This is a genomic window from Pseudomonas sp. IT-P176 (assembly GCF_949767245.1).
Lineage (GTDB): Bacteria > Pseudomonadota > Gammaproteobacteria > Pseudomonadales > Pseudomonadaceae > Aquipseudomonas.
Window position 1 is genome coordinate 81,260 of sequence record NZ_CATKPN010000046.1, and the last position, 17,242, is coordinate 98,501.

Consider the following 17,242-nt stretch of genomic DNA (forward strand, 5'->3'; position numbering starts at 1 on the left):
CGGACGGCCCGAGACATTGCCGTGCGTGCACAGCGCATCCCGGAGCGCCCGGAACCAAAAGGGCGAGCAGACTAGCACAGATGCCCGTGCGTTGATCAGGGGGCCAGCACCCTCAAGCCGAACGGAAGGCGATCGGCACTTTCAGGCTGTCCTCGCTACTGGCGCCCAATCCGCACATCTCGTCGTGGACCGAGGTGTGGACCAGATTGAACGGTAGCTTGGGAAAGGCGTGGAGCATTTGCCGCGCATGCTCCACCGAGCGCAGGTGCATCATCTGGCCATGGGTGTCGCTCAGCGGGTAGGCCGCGCCGTGCATCCGCGCCTCGAGGAGATAGATCCCGCCTTCCATGGAGATCAGATTCAGCTCATCGACCTTGCCGGCGATGGCATAGGCGTTCAACTCTTGCAGGTTCATGTGCACACCCCGTGCATTGGCGAGCCAGGACCCTTACAGGGATAAGCCTCGACGCACCAAAGCACAAGCCGACAACGCTGCCGCCCGTCCGTTTACCACCTGCGGGGTAATCAGTGCTTGGTCAGTTTGTCCAGGTAGCCCATGGCGAACGCCGAAATCACGAACGTCATGTGAATGATCACGTACCACTTCAGGTGCTCGGGATCGACGTTCTTGGCGTCCATGAAAATGCGCAGCAAGTGGATCGAGGAAATCGCCACGATCGAGGCCGCGACTTTCATCTTCAGCGAAGACGAATCCATGGTGCCCAGCCAGTTGAGCTTTTCCTTGGATTCATCGATATCCAGCTGGGACACGAAGTTTTCATAGCCGGAGATCATCACCATCACCAGCAGGCCGCCCACCAGGGCCATGTCGATCAGCGACAGCAGGACCAGGATCAGGTCCGACTCGGCCATCGAGAAGACGTTGGGGATAACGTGGAAGACTTCCTGAAAGAACTTCAGGGCCAGGGCCAGCAAACCCAGGGACAGGCCGAAGTAGATAGGGGCCAGCAACCAGCGCGAAGCGTACATTGTGTTTTCGATAAAGCGTTCCATTAAATCTCACACCAAGGCTGGAAATGGCGGCGAGTATACCAGCCGCTCAAACACCCATAAACCGCTGGCAAATCCATAACCTGGAAGTCTGACCGAGGGTTTTCTGCTAGTGTCCAAAGCGTTCGCACCCACGTGCGTCGTACGGGAATACTGGAAAATGGATGTGCGCTTACCCTTGACGACGATCGGCCTGTGCCTGGTGGCGCTGCTCAGCGGCTGCTCGCCCGCGGACGAAAAGCCTGCGCAAAGCCTTGAAGACAAGACCGTCCAGTTCGAAAAGTCACTGGACGCCATCACCGACCCCAAGCTCAAGGATGCCGTATCCAGTCTCGGCGGCTCCCTGCTGCTGCTCGAACGCGCCCAACAGAAGCTGGCCGCCAAGCCGGTCGAAACCGAATACGGTGACGACGCCATGGCGTTGCTCCGGCACTACGCAAGCCCGCAGGCGCTGGTCGACACCTACATCAATGGCCTGATCGTCCTGCGCAAGGATGCCAGCTCCGACTACCTGACCGACCTGCAACCGGTATTCCCGTTCAACTTCAACATGCCCTCGGAGTTTCCCTTCCCCCACGGCCTGGAATGGCAATCGGTCACTCTTAGCAACAAGCAGGTCATCCCCTTCCAGGCCGAATGGTCGGAAACCGACCCCGGCATCCAGCTGAGCCCTTCAAGCTCGAGCTTGACCGCCCCGGATGACCTAACCCTCGCCTACCCCTTTGTCGAGGGACTGGAGGTGGCCAACAACAGCCAGCCACAACCCCTGACCCTGCAAGGCAAGGTCGAAGTGATCGCACCGCACAAGGTCGCGACCTTCAACCTGAGCAAAAAGGACATCGGGCTTACGCGGACCGAGGCCAACCTCAGCGTCACCCTGCACAGCCTCGAGAACAACTACGCCGAAATCACGGTCGACAACCGCGCAGCGTTGGCCCCACAGGTCGGCGACACCCCGCTCAATCCGCTGATCGTCCAGGCCCGGGACCAGACCGGGCAGTTCCTCGCACGCGCCGGCTCGATCAACGAAGACTCAGCACAAATAGCCTTCTATCAAAACCAACTGGCCGAGATGCAAAAACAGACCGCCTGGAGCGAGGCACTGGAAAAGCAGCTTAATGACGAACTGCAAGCCTTCGAGCGCCAGCAGAGCCATCATTACACCAAGGTCTACTTCAATGGCCCCATCGACAGCCTGGAAGTCAACGTGCTGGATTTTTCCGCCGCCACCGTGACCCGCAAGGAACTGGATCTGCCCGTCAGGCGTTTTGACCGCAACACCACCGACAAAACCATTCAAAGCCTCACCCCGCCCGTGGTGGTCTATGACGACCAGGCCGGCAACTGGCTCAAAGGCGCGAGCCTGGACGCGCAGCAACTGAAAAACAGTATTCGCATCACCCAGTCGGTGGAGGACGCCAGTGCCGCGCGCATTCAGTTCGACCACCCCAGCAGCTTCAACGATGAACTCCTCGGCAGCTCATTCAGCCCCGGCCCGACTCCGTTGACCTTCTTTACCCAGAATGACGATGGCCAGCGTGGCACTCCCATCGAGTTGCCAGCCGAAGCCTTCGAAATCGATCCATTACACGCCACCATCACCTACGACCTGACCCTGTTCCCCGAAACCCCGGCCTACGCCGTGGGCTCCATGCCACTGTTTCTCGCCGATATCGAAAAGCACAGCCTCGACACCAGCAAACTACCCAAAGGCCTGGAGCTCAGGGGTAACGCCCTGCTGGTCGACCAGAAGGTTTTCCCCGCGCAGGACTGGCGCTTCTTCGCCAAGGACGCGAGCGGCAACTACCTGAAGGAAATTCTGCTGGTCAGTCATGACGCCAACACAGAGGGCCCCGCAGTGCTGGACGTGCACTACTTCTATGGTCAGCCGAGCCAATTGGAAAGCTACCAACGCACCGACCTGGAAACCATCGAGTATGGCTTTGAGGTCAAGCTCGACAAGGTGCAGAACCCCACCCCTGCCGAGTGAGGTCAATGCCTTGGAGTCGAATCGAAACCATCCTGGTTGCGGTACCGGCCGCCGTTGATTTCCCGTAGCTGGGCTTGCAGGTGCAAGCACCAGATCTGCGGGTCGTCGGCCAGTTGATAACCATGCAGGGTCAGGCTTTCAACGATGGTATCGAGTATCGATTCAGCCACAAAAGGGCCATGAAACGGGCCTTGGGCCTTGATGGCCGAGGGCTGTTCGCCTGCCATGCCGGCAGCAAACAGCAAGGTCCACATGCCAGTATCGCCGGCGAGCGGGCGCACACTGCATTCGATCCGGGTCACGAGACCCAGGCATTGGCGGGTAAGGCAGAGGTTGCGCGACATGGCGGCGACCCTCGATAGATCCGGTATTCAGCCTCCACGCGAAGGCTGTCTCGATCCAGTGATAACTGTCGATATCCTAGACCTGAGCATAGAAGAAAAGTCGAATCAGCAAGTTGCCGAGGGTAACGAAGCGCCGAATGGTCGCTGTTGGTTTTTTGACGTCATTCGCTGCGCCATAAAAAAGGTGCAAGGCTTACCCGCGAAGGCGTCCTTTCGTACGCATTCGCGGGTAAGCCTTGCTCCTACAGCGGGTGGATGACTGGGATCAAGCCGGCTTGGCTTCGGCCAACGCCTCCTGCGCCAGCTCTTTCTCGGCCTCCTTCAAGTCCTCTTCGCTGATCATTTCCGCGATCACTCGCAAACGCTCGACCACCCGTGCGTTGACGCTGCCCTCAGGGAACTGGCCCTCCTCGTCCGGCTCACCGGCCGGCTCGCCAACCAGCAGGCTCAATGCCTCGTCGGCCTGGCGCACCGCATACACATGGAACTGCCCGGCCCGCACCGCCGCCAGGACCTTCTCATCGAGCATCAGCGTCGCCACGTTGGCCTGCGGGATGATTGCGCCCTGCTCACCGGTAAGGCCGCGAGCTTCGCACAGCCGGAAGAAGCCTTCGATTTTCTCGTTGACCCCACCCACTGCCTGTACTTCGCCGAACTGGTTGATCGAGCCGGTGATGGCGAAGCACTGCTTGAGCGGCGTCTTCGACAAGGCCGAGATCAGCGTACATGCCTCGCCCAACGACGCACTGTCGCCGTCGACATAACCGTAGGACTGCTCCAGGGCAATACTCGCCGAGATCGCCAACGGGAATTCCTGGGCATAACGACTGCCCAGGTAACCGGTGAGGATCATCACGCCCTTGGAGTGAATCGGCTGCCCGAGGTTGACCTCACGCTCGATGTCGACGATGCCACTGCCACCCGGGTAGACCGTCGCGGAAATCCGCGCCGGAACGCCGAAGGCCGAGTCACCCACTTCCAGCACCGTCAGCCCGTTGCATTTGCCCACGGCCGCGCCAGCGGTGTCGATCAGGATGATCCCCGCCAGCATGTCATCGAGAATCCGTGCCGAGACGCGCCCGGTACGGGTGGCCTTGGCCTTGAGTGCACGCTCGATATGCCCGGCGTCGGTCATTTCGTCGCCGGCCAGGTGCCGGATGAAGTCCGCCTCGCTGACCAACTGGAACAGGTCGCCGATGCGTGCCGACAAACGCCCCTGGTGCTCGGCCAGGCGCGCACTGTAAGTCGCCAGGCGCGCCACCGCATCGGCGGTCAGCGGGGCCATGCCTTCTTCCGAAGTGCGAGTCTTGAGCAACTGGGCGAACTGCTCCAGGCTCTCGTCGACCATTGGAATGTCTTCGTCGAAATCCACCAGCACCCGGAACATCTCCTGGAAGTCCGGATCCAGGTCCTGCAGCGTGTAGTACAGCTGGCGGGCGCCAATGATGACCACCTTGACCTGCAACGGAATGTGTTGCGGCGTCAGCGTCACCGTGGCCAGGCGGCCCATCTCCCCGAGTGGCGATTCCATTTTCAGCTTGCGCGACTGCAGGGCACGCTTGAGCGCATCCCACACGAACGGCTCGCTGAGCATTTTTTCCGCTTCCAGGATCAGGAACCCACCATTGGCCCGGTGCAAGGCACCGGGTCGCAGTTGACGATAGGTGGTATAGAGCGCGCCCTGATCGGTGCTGTACTCGATACGGCCGAACAGGTTTTCGTAGGTCGGGTGCGGTTCAAACACCACCGGCGCACCACCACTGACCGAATGCCCCACCACCAGGCTCGGCGCGTATTGCTCCTCCAGCAGTTTACGGGCGACGGCATCGGTCTTGCTGTCGTCGACCAGTTGTTCGACCACGGTCTTGAGCAAGTACACCTGCATCGCCTGCAGGTAACCGCACACCGCTGCATTTTCCGCGTACTTTTCCGACAGCGGTGCAAGCAATGGCTGCAAGGCCAGGGTGATGGTTTCTTCGTTCAGGTGACGCATCTGATTGCTGGATTCACGCTTCCACTGCGGCAGGCTGGCGAGCTCCTCGTTGAGTCGCTCTTCAAGCCCGGAAATATCTTCGTGGAACTGCTCACGCACCGCTTCCGGCAACTGGGCGAACTCAGCCTCATCCAGCGCCTTGCCCTCACTCATCGGAGTGAAGGCAATATTGGTGCTGTCGCGGTACAGCGCGACTTCTTTCTCCAGTGCCAGACGCTCGATCACATCCAGTGCACGGTCGTAGCGCTGGTTGAACGCGCGGTCGATAGCGCTTTTCTTTTGCTGGTAGGACGGGTGTTCAAAGACCGCAGGAAAGGTCGCGAGTAAGTTGTCGATCAGGCCATTGATATCGGCGATGAATGCACCGGCCGTGCCCGAGGGCAACTCCAGGGCGCGGGGTTCGCGTGGCTCATCGAAATTGTTGACGTAGACCCAGTCCGCCGGGGTCTGCAGGCGCTTGCCTTCGGCCTTGAGGTAGCGTTTGACGAACGAGAACCGACCAGTGCCAGGCTCACCCATGACAAACACGTTGTAACCGGGGCGTGGCATGGCCACACCGAACTGCAAGGCTTCGACCGCGCGTTCCTGGCCGAGCACACCGCGAAAAGGCTCCAGATCATTGGTGGTAGAGAAGCTGAACTGTTCAGCGGAAAACGGACGGGTCAGCGCTTCGGGCGCTAGACGCAAGCTGGCAGCAACAGGATCAGGCATCGGGCTTCCTTACATCAGGCGGGGCAGTTGGAGGCATTCTGGCGCTGCCTGCACCTGACTGGCAAGGCGCGCCTTGGGTAAAAGCATAGTCAAACGCCGAACCCTACCCAGGCGCCGGCTAAATCACTGGTTTGAGGAATATTTTTCCAAAAAACCACGGAACCCACGGAACCTGCCTAAACTCCAAACTGCGCGGCTGGACTAATAACCGGCCCACTGATGCCAAATTGGCCTCAGAACTCCTGTCCATTGGTACGCACATAAAGAGAACAAAGCTATGAAACGGATTCTTCTTGGTACTCTCTTCACCGCTGTATCCCTCAACGCCATGGCGCAGGCGCCAGGCGGTCCGGATTGCGGTTGGGGCAACATGCTGTTTGAAGGTCAGCGTGGCACCCCGGCTCACTTCCTGGCTTCCACCACCAACGGCACCTCCGGCAACGCCACGTTCGGCATGACCTCCGGCACCAACGGCTGCGCGACCAACGCTGCGCTGACCTATGGTGGCAAGTCCTGGTTCGCCATGAACGGCATGATAAACGAGCTGTCCGAAGACATGGCCAAGGGTCAGGGTGAAGCACTGACCACTTACGCTGTGGTCCTGGGCGTCGCACCGGAAGACCGTGCGCACTTCGCCGCCGTTACCCACGAACATTTCCAGCAGATCTTCAGCAAGGCTGACGTGACCGCTGAAGATGTGCATACCAATACCCTGGCCGTACTCAAGGCCGATACTCGCCTGGCCAAATACGCCACCCCAGCTTAAGCTCGACCTCACCCGCCCTCTCACCGGGGCGGGTTTTGTTTTTTGGACCTGACTGCATTTGGTCTTTATTTTTTCGACTTAAGTTGCCCACCATGCTCAAACGCCTTGCCTGTCTGGCGCTGTTTGTCTGCGCCCCGCTGTCCGCCGCGCCCCACCTCGACAACCAACGCCTGCAGCAACTGGCCAACGACCCGTTCTGGATTTCCCTGGGCCATTACGAAACCGCCAAGCTGGGCGGCTGGCGCAGCTACATCAGCGACCACAAATTTTTCCTGGCCCGCGACGGTGCCGAACACCCGGATGCCGAACTGGCGGCCACCGTACAGGCGCTGTATGCCCCGGCCAGCCTCGGTCAGCAACATGCACAATGCGTTTACCCGGCGCGTACCCGCTGGCTGCAGGCACAACTGCAGCTCAACGACCTGCCCGCGGTGGACTGCAGCGAATTCAAGCAATGGTTCAAGGATGTCTCGCCCCACAGTGCGGTGATGATTTTCCCTGCGGCCTACCTCAACAGCCCGTCTTCTATGTTCGGCCACACGCTGTTGCGGATCGACCAGGCCGGCGTACAAAGCGACAACACTGCCCTGCTCAGCTATGCGATCAACTTCGGTGCCTACATTGAGGGCTCGGACAACAGCATCCTGTATGCCTGGAAGGGTCTGATGGGCGGCTACCCGGGCTTGTTCGCCCTGGTCCCCTACCAGGAAAAACTCTCGGAATACCGCAGCCTGGAGAACCGCGACCTGTGGGAGTACCGGCTGAACCTGACCCAGGTCGAAACCGAGCGCATGGTCGAGCACGTCTGGGAACTGAAGCAGATCCAGTTCGACTATTTCTTCTTCGATGAAAACTGCTCTTACCGCCTGCTGGAGCTGCTGCAGGTGGCACGACCGGGGCTCAAGCTGACCGAACAATTCCCGCTGACGGCCATTCCCACCGACACCGTCAAAGCGGTGAAAGATGCCGGGCTGGTGGAAAAAATCGACTATCGGCCGTCCCGCGAGCGCGAGTTGCTCAGCCGCGCCGAAACACTGTCTGACGAAGAGCAGCAGTGGGTGCTGAAGGTCAGCGCCGACCCGCAACAATTGCAGGCACCCGCCTGCAAGGCGCTGCCACGGGACCGCCAGGCACTGATCATCGATGCCGCCTACCGCCTGGAACGCTACCGCGCCAATGGCCAGGAGCGCGACCCGGCACGAGCGCAACGCAGTTTCGAACTGCTGCGGGCGATCAACCAGAATCCACCACCGGAGCTAGCCATCGAGCGCCCGGGGCTGCCGGAAGACGGGCACCAATCACGCACCTGGCAGGCGGGTATCGGTACCCGCGGCGACCAGGCGTTCGGTGAATATGGCCTGCGCATGGCGTATCACGACCTCAACGACAATGCCGAGAGCTTCCCGCTGGGCGCACAGATTGAGATCCTGCAGATGAAATTGCGCCAGTACGAGGGCAACCAGTGGCAGTTGCAACAACTGGACCTGGCCACCATCCGCTCCCTGACGCCACGCAACGAGCTCCTGCAACCCTGGTCCTGGCAAGTTACCGGCGGCCTGGAACGGGTGCCGGGCAAGCACGATGACGAGACCTTGGTCAGCCATGTCAACGGCGGTGCCGGCGGTACCTGGCAATTGGGCGAGGATGTGCTGGGGTTTGCCCTTGGCACGGTGCGGGTCGAACACAACAATGACTTCGCCGAGTTCATCTCGCCGGCGGCCGGATTCAACAGTGGCCTGCTGTGGCGCAACCCACTGGGCAACCTGAGCCTGGAAACCCGCGGCGATTTCTTCACCAACGGCGAGGTGCGCCGTAGCCTGAGCCTGAACCAGCAGTGGGAACTGTCGCGCAACCTCGGCCTGCGCCTGAGCGCCCAGCGCGAATTCAGCCACCTCGCATCGGCGCAGAACGAGGTGATGCTGGAGCTGAAGTGGTATCACTATTGAGCGGCCTTCAGGCGCATGCCTTCGCTGACCAGCCCCCCAAAAAACACGAACGGAAAATACATGGACGTCCACTGCCACACCCTCGAAGAAGTACGCACCCATATCGATCGCCTGGACCGGCAGATCGTCACCCTGCTGGCCGAACGTGGTGCCTATGTGGCGCAGGCGGCCCGCTTCAAGAAAGACGTTGATGCGGTCAAAGCGCCGCAACGGGTGGAACAGGTCATCGCCAAGGTGCGCGCGTTATCCGAGCAAGTCGGCGCCCACCCCGATGTGACCGAACAGGTATACCGAGCCATGATCGCCGCGTTCATCGATCAGGAACTGACCGAGCACAGTCGCCTGGCAGGCGCGCCAACGGAATAATCACAGGCTTCTTACGGATCCCTGCAGATTTAGCGGCCCGGAGTCTGGAATATGGCGAGGTGCGGTCGCTTTTGAACAACCCAGGAAACTAAAAGCCTGCGAGCATGGCCTAAACCCCATACAGGGAGAACCGCCATGAGCCGCGCTTTCGTCAATGAAGATAACGCCGCCGCCCAAGCCGACCAGCCCGTCGAGCGCCAGGTCAGCAGCCAACCCAATTACGTCACCCCCGACGGCCTGCGCCAGTTGCAGGACAAGGTCGCCGAACTGCAGACCCTGCACAGCGCGCAGTCGGCCCTCGGTGAGTTAGCCGACCAGCAGCGCCTGGCGGATCTGCAGCGCGACCTGCGCTACTACCACCAACGCCTGCAAAGCGCTCAGGTCGTGCCCCCGGCCACCTCGACCGACAAGGTGCAGATCGGCAGTTGGGTGACCTATGCCGATGAGCAAGGCACTGAGCGGCGCGTGCAACTGGTCGGTGAAGACCAGGCTGTTGCCGCCCAGGGCCTGATCAACTGGAGCTCACCACTGGGCCGGGCATTGCTGGGCGCGCAACTCAATGATGAAGTGCTCTGGCAACGCCCCGCCGGCGATCAACTGATCGAAGTGATCCGCATCGAAGCCGCTTAAACCACGCCCTGGGCGAGCATTGCGTCGGCGACTTTGACGAAACCGGCGATGTTCGCGCCCTTGACGTAGTTGATCTGCCCGTTTTCTTCGCCGTAGTGCACGCATGCGTGGTGGATCGACTGCATGATGTTGTGCAACTTGCTGTCGACTTCACCGGCAGTCCACAGCAGGCGCATGGCGTTCTGCGACATTTCCAGGCCACTGACCGCGACACCGCCGGCGTTCGACGCCTTGCCCGGGGCGAACAGGATTCCAGCCTCGATGAAGATATCCACGGCCGCCAGGGTAGTCGGCATGTTCGCCCCTTCGGCGACACAGATGCAGCCATTGCGCAGCAAGGTGCGCGCAGCCTCGGCGTCCAGTTCGTTCTGCGTGGCACACGGCAGCGCGATGTCACACGCCAAGTCCCACGGGCTTTGTCCGGCACGAAACTCCAGACCGAACCGTGCAGCCAGTTCACTGATGCGGCCGCGCTTGACGTTTTTCAGCTCCAGCAGCGCCGACCATTGCTCCTCGCTCAGCCCACCCTCGCAGTACAGCGTACCTTCGGAGTCGGAGAGGGAAATCACCTGGCCGCCCAGGTCCATGACCTTGCGCGCTGCGTACTGCGCGACGTTGCCGGAGCCGGAAATTGCCACACGCTTGCCCTGCACCTTTTCACCGCGGCGCTTGAGCATTTCCTCGGCAAAGTACACGCAACCAAAACCGGTGGCCTCCGGGCGAATCAGGCTGCCGCCATAGCTCATGCCCTTGCCGGTCAACACGCTGGTGAACTGGTTGCTCAGGCGCTTGTATTGGCCGAACAGGAAGCCGATTTCCCTCGCGCCCACGCCGATGTCGCCGGCTGGAACGTCAACGTCCGAGCCGATATGGCGATACAGCTCGCTCATGAAGGCCTGGCAGAAACGCATCACTTCGGCATCGCTCTTGCCCTTCGGATCGAAGTCCGAGCCGCCCTTGCCACCGCCCATCGGCAGTGAAGTCAGGGAGTTCTTGAACGTTTGCTCGAAGGCCAGGAACTTCAGCACGCCCATGTTCACCGACGGGTGGAAACGCAGGCCGCCCTTGTACGGGCCGATGGCGCTGTTCATCTGGATCCGGAATCCGCGATTGACCTGCACCGCGCCGTGATCGTCGACCCAGGAAACGCGAAACACCACGGCCCGCTCCGGCTCACAGATGCGCTCCAGGATGCCGGAAGTCAGGTAGTGGGGATTGGCTTCGAGAAAGGGCCACAGGCTGCGTAGGACCTCTTCGACGGCCTGATGGAATTCAGGTTGGTCAGGGTCACGTTTTTTCAGGCGCGCAAGGAAGGACTCGACGGATTCGATCATGGAAAAGTCTCGGCAAATTTATTGTCGTTGGGAGAGATTGAGCCGGACTGTAACAAACGAGAGGAGCACCGGAACAGCGCAAAATGTCGCAGTTATGAAATTAAATGGTGCAATGGATATAACTTAAGCCAATTTTTGCGCCGTTTGTGCACAGAAACAGGGACCCCAGATCAGCATTTCGCACCATCAGTGACAGCGCCCTGGCGAACCGGCCGCCAAAAAAAACGGAGCCCGCAGGCTCCGTAATTTCATGCCACCAGCCAATCAGGCCAGTTTTTTGTGGCGTACCCGGTGTGGCTGGGCAGCCGCTTCGCCAAGACGCTTTTTGCGGTCGGCTTCGTACTCGGTGTAGTTACCTTCGAAGAAGATCGCTTGCGAGTCGTCTTCGTACGCCAGGATGTGCGTCGCCACGCGGTCAAGGAACCACCGATCGTGAGAGATCACAATGGCGGCGCCCGGGAAGTCCAGCAGGGCTTCTTCCAGGGAACGCAGGGTTTCGACGTCGAGGTCGTTGGACGGTTCGTCGAGCAGCAGCACGTTGCCGCCCTCTTTCAGGGTCAGGGCCAGGTGCAAGCGACCACGCTCACCACCGGACAGGTCCTTGACGAACTTCTGCTGATCGCCGCCCTTGAAGTTGAAACGGCCCACGTAGGTGCGCGACGGGATCTCGTAGTTGCCGATGCGGATCTGGTCGGAACCGTCGGAGATCTGCTGGAACACAGTCTTGCTGCCGTCCAGGTCTTCGCGGCTCTGGTCCACACACGCCAGTTGCACGGTTTCACCGACTTCGATGCTGCCCGAATCCGGTTGTTCCTTGCCCATCAGCATGCGGAACAGGGTGGATTTACCCGCACCGTTACCGCCGATCACGCCAACGATGGCGCCTTTAGGCATGGAGAACGACAGGTTGTCGATCAGCACGCGATCGCCGTAGCCCTTGGTGACGTTCTTGAACTCGATGACCTTGTCGCCCAGGCGCGGACCGGCCGGGATGTAGATCTCGTTGGTTTCGCTGCGCTTCTGGAATTCCTGCGACTGCATTTCTTCGAAGCGTTGCAGGCGAGCCTTGGATTTCGACTGACGGGCCTTGGCGCCTTTGCGCACCCATTCCAGTTCTTCTTTCATGGCCTTTTCGTGGGCCGACTGCTGCTTGGATTCGGCCGCCAGACGATCGGACTTGGCTTCCAGCCAGCCCGAATAGTTGCCTTCGTAAGGAATACCCGCACCGCGGTCAAGTTCCAGAATCCAGCCGGCAACGTTGTCCAGGAAGTACCGGTCGTGCGTAATCGCTACCACGGTACCCGGGAAGTCGTGCAGGAAGTGCTCCAGCCAGGCCACGGAATCGGCATCCAGGTGGTTGGTTGGTTCGTCGAGCAGCAACATGTCCGGGGCGGACAGCAGCAGGCGGCACAGGGCCACACGACGCTTCTCACCACCGGAAAGGAATTCGACCTTGGCATCCCAGGCCGGCAGGCGCAGCGCATCGGCGGCGACTTCCAGTTGGCGTTCCAGGTTATGGCCATCGCTGGCTTGCAGGATGGCTTCGAGCTTGGCCTGTTCAGCAGCCAGTTTGTCGAAGTCGGCGTCTTCTTCAGCGTACGCCGCGTAGACCTCGTCCAGGCGTGCCTGGGCGTTCTTGATCACGCTGACTGCTTCCTCGACCACTTCACGCACGGTCTTGGTCGGATCCAGGATAGGTTCCTGCGGCAGGTAGCCGATGTTCAGGTCCGGCATCGGGCGAGCCTCGCCCTCGAACTCGGTGTCGACGCCGGCCATGATTTTCAGCAGCGTGGACTTACCCGAACCGTTGAGGCCGAGAACGCCGATCTTCGCGCCAGGGAAGAACGACAGCGAAATGTTTTTCAGGATTTCCCGCTTCGGCGGAACAACTTTGCCCAGCCGATGCATGGTGAAGACGTATTGAGCCATGGAGAACCTAGCGTCAGTAACGGTGGAATAAAGCGGGCCAAGCCCGTGTCAGGCCATGCGCGGCGCGGACATGGACCGGGGGTCGATGCCTGCTTGCGTAAAAAAGCCTGAATGTCTGGGGCTGGAACGCCCTGCGTAACCGGCAAAGCTACCTCAATGTGGCATACCCGTCCAGCCGGACGGGGCTGGCACTTTGCCACAACTCAAGGCATGCTAGCCGCCCTTCGGGCGTCAGGCTTATAGTGCACGTCGCGCCAGTCCAGCCCCACCGCAGGATTACAGATTGTCCAATGCCACTCCGCCTTCCTCCGCGCGCGCACTGAACCCTGCGACCGGATCGCCCCTGCGCGGGACGCTCAAAGGCGCCTTGGCGATGCTGGTGCTGCTGTTGCTCGGACTGTTGTTCTGGCAGTTGCTCGATCAGTTGCACGAAACCCAGAAAGACCAGCGCCAGCACACCATCGACTACACCGCCGACCTGGCCGCCCAAGTCAGCCTGAACATGGCGCTGAATGCGCAGATCGCACTCAATCTGCTACCGATCGTCGAACAACCGCAAACTGCTGAGCAGCAACAGGCCCTGTTGCGCAAATTGCAGCAGTCGCTGCCGGATCTGCTCAGCGTGGCGCTGCTCAGCCCCTCGGGCAAAGTGCTCAAGGACAGCGCCAACACCACTCCGGATGCCGACTACCTGAACGAACTGGTCAGGCGCAGTCACGCCCAGGCGCACTATTTCAGCAACGCCAATGACGGTTCGGTGGTGCACCTGCTGCTGCATCAGGCCAGCGGCAACACTCGCGGCTACTGGGCCCTGCGCCTGCGACCGAATTTTTTCGCCGGCCTGGCCAAGCAGAGCGAAGGCACCCTACGTCCGCTGTGGCTGGTGGAAAACCGCATCAATCATCAAATCATCAGCCGTGAAGACCTGCGACCCTCGGCCCAGCCGAGCCTGCTGACCGCGCAGGACCAGGCCAACACCGTGCTGACCGTGCCGCTGAGCAGCAGCGACTGGCAACTGCGCGGCCTGTTCGACCGCCAGCGGGTGATCGAGGAGCTGCTGCCGGCCTTCATCGGTAAATGCCTGCTGGGGCTGGCACTGTCCCTGTTGCCGTTCATCGCCCTGTTGAGCATGCGCCGCCGCCAACACCAGTTGCATGAAGGCCGCAGGCGTTACCAGGACATTTTCGATGGTACCGGTGTTGCGCTGTGCGTACTGGATCTGTCGGGACTCCACAGCGCCCTCGATAAAACCCGGGTGCACGACAGCGAAACCCTGCGTGCCGCCCTGGACAGTCACGAACAACGTCAGTCACTGCTGCAGGAACTGCGCATCACCGAAGTCAACCAGGTGGCCTTGCACCTGCTCGGTGTCGAGTCCTGCGCGCAGGCCTGGCAACTGCTGATCGAAGGCCGGCCACTGGACGACAACAGCATTGGCGCCGCGCTGCTGGAGGCCGTGCTCAACCAGCAGGGCCAGTTGGAACTGGAAATCAAGCTCAAGGATGACCAGGGCCAGGATCAACACCTGTGGCTGGTCCTGCACCTGCCCCAGGAACAACCGGACTACCGCGCGGTGATCCTGAGCATCAACGACATCACCAGCCGCAAGCTGGTGGAACTGTCGCTGCAGGAGCGTGAAAGCTTCTGGTCCGACGTGGTGCGCACCGTGCCCGATCACCTGTACGTCCAGGATGTGCTCAGCCAGCGCATGATCTACAGCAACCACCACCTGGGGCAGACCCTGGGCTACAACAAGTCCGAACTGCAACAGATGGGCGAGTACTTCTGGGAAATCCTCCTGCACCCGGAAGACGCCGAGCTCTACCACCGCCTGCGCGAGGAGCAACGCCAGGCCGGTTATCGCCAGTTGCGCCAGTGCCCGCTGCGCTTTCGCCACCGCGACGGCCAGTGGCGCTGCTTCGAAGTCCGCGAGCAGGCGTTGGCGCGGGATGCCGACGAGCAGGTCACGCGGATCATCGGCGTGGCCAAGGACATCACCGATCAGATCGAAGCCAGCGAATCCCTGCGCGACAGTGAGCAGCGCTACCGCATGCTCGCTGAAAGCATCAGCGACGTGATCTTCTCCACCAACAACACACTCGCGCTGAACTACGTCAGCCCATCGGTGCAGGCCGTGCTCGGCTATGACGCGAACTGGATCTTCCAGAACGGCTGGCAGTCCATCGTCGCCAACCCGCAGCAACTGACCGGCATCTACAGCCTGATGGACCGCGTCAGCCGGGCCCTGAACCAACCCGAACAACTGGCACAACTGCGCAGCCAGGTGCAGACCCAGCTATTCCTGTTCGACTGCCTGCGCGCCGATGGCCGCAAGATCCCGATCGAGTTGCGGCTGGTGCTGGTGTGGGACGAACACGACGCCTTCGAAGGCGTGCTGGGAGTCGGTCGCGACATCAGCCAGCAACGGCGCGCAGAGAAAGACCTGCGCATGGCCGCCACGGTTTTCGAACACTCGACGTCGGCGATCCTGATCACCGACCCCGCCGGCTACATCGTCCAGGCCAACGACGCCTTCAGCCGGGTCAGTGGCTACGCGGTGTCCCAGGTCCTCGATCAACTGCCGAACATGTTGACCGTCGACGAGCAGCAGGAAGCGCACCTGGGCTACATCCTCAAGCAACTGCACCAGCACCGCAGCTGGGAAGGTGAAATCTGGCTCAAGCGCCGCAACGGCGAGCATTACCCGGCCTGGGTCGGCATCACCGCGGTGCTCGATGACGAGGGCGACCTGGCCAGCTACGTGTGCTTTTTCAGCGACATCAGCGAGCGCAAGGCCAGCGAGCAGCGGATTCACCGCCTCGCCTACTACGACGCCCTGACCCACCTGCCCAACCGCACCCTGTTCCAGGACCGCCTGCACACGGCCTTGCAAACAGCGCAGCGGCACAAGTCCTGGGTGGTGCTGATGTTCCTTGATCTGGACCGCTTCAAGCCGATCAACGACTCCCTGGGCCACGCCGCCGGCGATCGCATGCTCAAGGACATGGCCACCCGCCTGCTCGGCTGCGTCGACGACGATGACACCGTGGCCCGCATGGGTGGCGATGAGTTCACCCTGCTGCTGCAACCGCGCACCACCCGCGAACTGGCGCTGAACCGGGCGATTCATGTCGCCGAGCAGATTCTCGCCAGCCTGGTGAAGCCGTTTGTCCTCGAAGGCCGTGAGTTCTTTGTGACCGCCAGTATCGGCATCGCCTTGAGCCCGCAGGACGGCAACGAACTGAGCCAGTTGATGAAAAACGCCGACACGGCGATGTACCACGCCAAGGAACGCGGCAAGAACAACTTCCAGTTCTACCAGGCGGAGATGAACGCCAGCGCCCTGGAACGCCTGGAACTGGAAAGCGACCTGCGCCACGCCCTCGAACAGAATGAATTCGTGCTGTATTACCAGCCGCAGTTCAGCGGCGATGGCAAGCGCCTGACCGGGGCTGAAGCCCTGCTGCGCTGGCAGCATCCGCGGCGCGGGCTGGTGCCACCGGGGGAGTTCATTCCGGTGCTGGAAGAGCTCGGGCTAGTGGTGGACGTTGGTGACTGGGTGATCCGCGAGGCCTGTCAGCAACTCAAGCGCTGGCACCAGGCGCAGGTGCGCGTGCCGAAGGTCTCGGTGAACATTTCCGCGCGGCAGTTCTCCGATGGCCAGCTCGGCACCCGCATCGCCACCATCCTCAAGGACACGGGCCTGGCGCCGGCCTGCCTGGAGCTGGAGCTGACCGAAAGCATCCTGATGCGCGAAGTCAGCGAGGCCATGCAGATCCTCGCCGGCCTGAAGAACCTCGGCCTGAGCATCGCGGTCGACGACTTCGGCACCGGTTATTCATCGCTTAACTACCTCAAGCAGTTCCCGATCGACGTACTGAAAATCGACCGCACCTTTGTCGACGGCCTGCCGTCTGGCGAGCAGGATGCACAGATTGCCCGGGCGATCATTGCCATGGCCCACAGCTTGAACCTGGCGGTGATCGCCGAGGGCGTGGAAACCCATGAGCAACTGGAATTCCTGCGTGAGCATGATTGCGACGAGGTGCAGGGTTATCTGTTCGGCAGGCCGATGCCGGCGGCGCGGTTTGAAGCGCAGTTCAGCAATGATGCGTTGTTCATGCTCGATTGAGTTGGGTTGACTCAGATTACGCCATCGCGAGCAGGCTCGCTCCCACAGGGAATTTTCGGTGTACACAAATTTTATGTGTCCCCAAAACCC

Annotated in this window: 12 protein-coding genes; 6 read left to right on the forward strand and 6 right to left on the reverse strand. The window is 61.0% G+C overall.

All coding sequences use genetic code 11. The features are described 5' to 3' along the window. Nucleotides 1-112 precede the first annotated feature (112 nt). Entirely contained in the window at nucleotides 113-415 is a 303-nt protein-coding gene (locus tag ACM6IP_RS13030; protein WP_095166487.1) for a DUF6482 family protein, read from the reverse strand. Nucleotides 416-525: 110 nt separating this feature from the next. After that, nucleotides 526-1,014 carry a TIGR00645 family protein gene (locus ACM6IP_RS13035; protein WP_095166485.1) on the reverse strand — a complete coding sequence of 163 codons (489 nt, stop codon included), beginning with the start codon at nucleotides 1,012-1,014 and terminating at the stop codon, nucleotides 526-528. A 157-nt stretch (nucleotides 1,015-1,171) separates the two neighbouring features. Here ACM6IP_RS13035 and ACM6IP_RS13040 point away from each other — a divergent pair, with 157 nt between their 5' ends. Next, a complete protein-coding gene (locus ACM6IP_RS13040; protein ID WP_414861627.1) occupies nucleotides 1,172-3,001 on the forward strand; it encodes a hypothetical protein in 1,830 nt (609 codons plus the stop codon). Nucleotides 3,002-3,003: 2 nt separating this feature from the next. On the opposite strand, the gene ACM6IP_RS13045 is transcribed toward ACM6IP_RS13040, so the two are convergent. Both ACM6IP_RS13045 and ACM6IP_RS13050 read right to left on the reverse strand, forming a co-directional pair. Then, nucleotides 3,004-3,345: a hypothetical protein gene (locus ACM6IP_RS13045; RefSeq protein ID WP_095166481.1), complete on the reverse strand. Its 342-nt coding sequence runs from the start codon at nucleotides 3,343-3,345 to the stop codon at nucleotides 3,004-3,006. A 265-nt stretch (nucleotides 3,346-3,610) separates the two neighbouring features. After that, a complete protein-coding gene (locus tag ACM6IP_RS13050; RefSeq protein ID WP_095166476.1) occupies nucleotides 3,611-6,049 on the reverse strand; it encodes a Lon protease family protein in 2,439 nt (812 codons plus the stop codon). Between the two features lie 277 nt (nucleotides 6,050-6,326). Between ACM6IP_RS13050 and ACM6IP_RS13055 the strand changes: the two genes are divergently transcribed. The 4 genes from ACM6IP_RS13055 to ACM6IP_RS13070 all read left to right on the forward strand — a co-directional run bounded on the left by ACM6IP_RS13055 (nucleotide 6,327) and on the right by ACM6IP_RS13070 (nucleotide 9,757). Continuing rightward, complete coding sequence (locus ACM6IP_RS13055) at nucleotides 6,327-6,815, forward strand: DUF3015 domain-containing protein (protein ID WP_095166474.1); 489 nt, start codon at nucleotides 6,327-6,329, stop codon at nucleotides 6,813-6,815. Nucleotides 6,816-6,907: 92 nt separating this feature from the next. Then, nucleotides 6,908-8,761 (forward strand): DUF4105 domain-containing protein, encoded by a 1,854-nt coding sequence (locus ACM6IP_RS13060; RefSeq protein WP_320333049.1) that lies wholly within the window; start codon nucleotides 6,908-6,910, stop codon nucleotides 8,759-8,761. A 60-nt stretch (nucleotides 8,762-8,821) separates the two neighbouring features. Continuing rightward, on the forward strand, nucleotides 8,822-9,127 hold the full coding sequence (locus ACM6IP_RS13065) for a chorismate mutase (protein ID WP_414861628.1): 306 nt from the start codon (nucleotides 8,822-8,824) through the stop codon (nucleotides 9,125-9,127). Nucleotides 9,128-9,262: 135 nt separating this feature from the next. Next, the gene (locus ACM6IP_RS13070; protein ID WP_095166468.1) at nucleotides 9,263-9,757 is read left to right on the forward strand and encodes a GreA/GreB family elongation factor; all 495 of its coding nucleotides are present in this window, start codon (nucleotides 9,263-9,265) and stop codon (nucleotides 9,755-9,757) included. Here ACM6IP_RS13070 and gdhA read toward each other — a convergent pair. Next, nucleotides 9,754-11,091: an NADP-specific glutamate dehydrogenase gene (gdhA, locus tag ACM6IP_RS13075; RefSeq protein WP_095166466.1), complete on the reverse strand. Its 1,338-nt coding sequence runs from the start codon at nucleotides 11,089-11,091 to the stop codon at nucleotides 9,754-9,756. The two genes, ACM6IP_RS13070 and gdhA, sit on opposite strands and share 4 nt — an antisense overlap. Nucleotides 11,092-11,355: 264 nt before the next feature. Further along, entirely contained in the window at nucleotides 11,356-13,020 is a 1,665-nt protein-coding gene (ettA, locus tag ACM6IP_RS13080) for an energy-dependent translational throttle protein EttA (RefSeq protein WP_095166464.1), read from the reverse strand. A gap of 283 nt (nucleotides 13,021-13,303) precedes the next feature. Between ettA and ACM6IP_RS13085 the strand changes: the two genes are divergently transcribed. Next, nucleotides 13,304-17,152 (forward strand): EAL and GGDEF domain-containing protein, encoded by a 3,849-nt coding sequence (locus ACM6IP_RS13085; RefSeq protein WP_414861629.1) that lies wholly within the window; start codon nucleotides 13,304-13,306, stop codon nucleotides 17,150-17,152. Nucleotides 17,153-17,242: the final 90 nt, after the last annotated feature.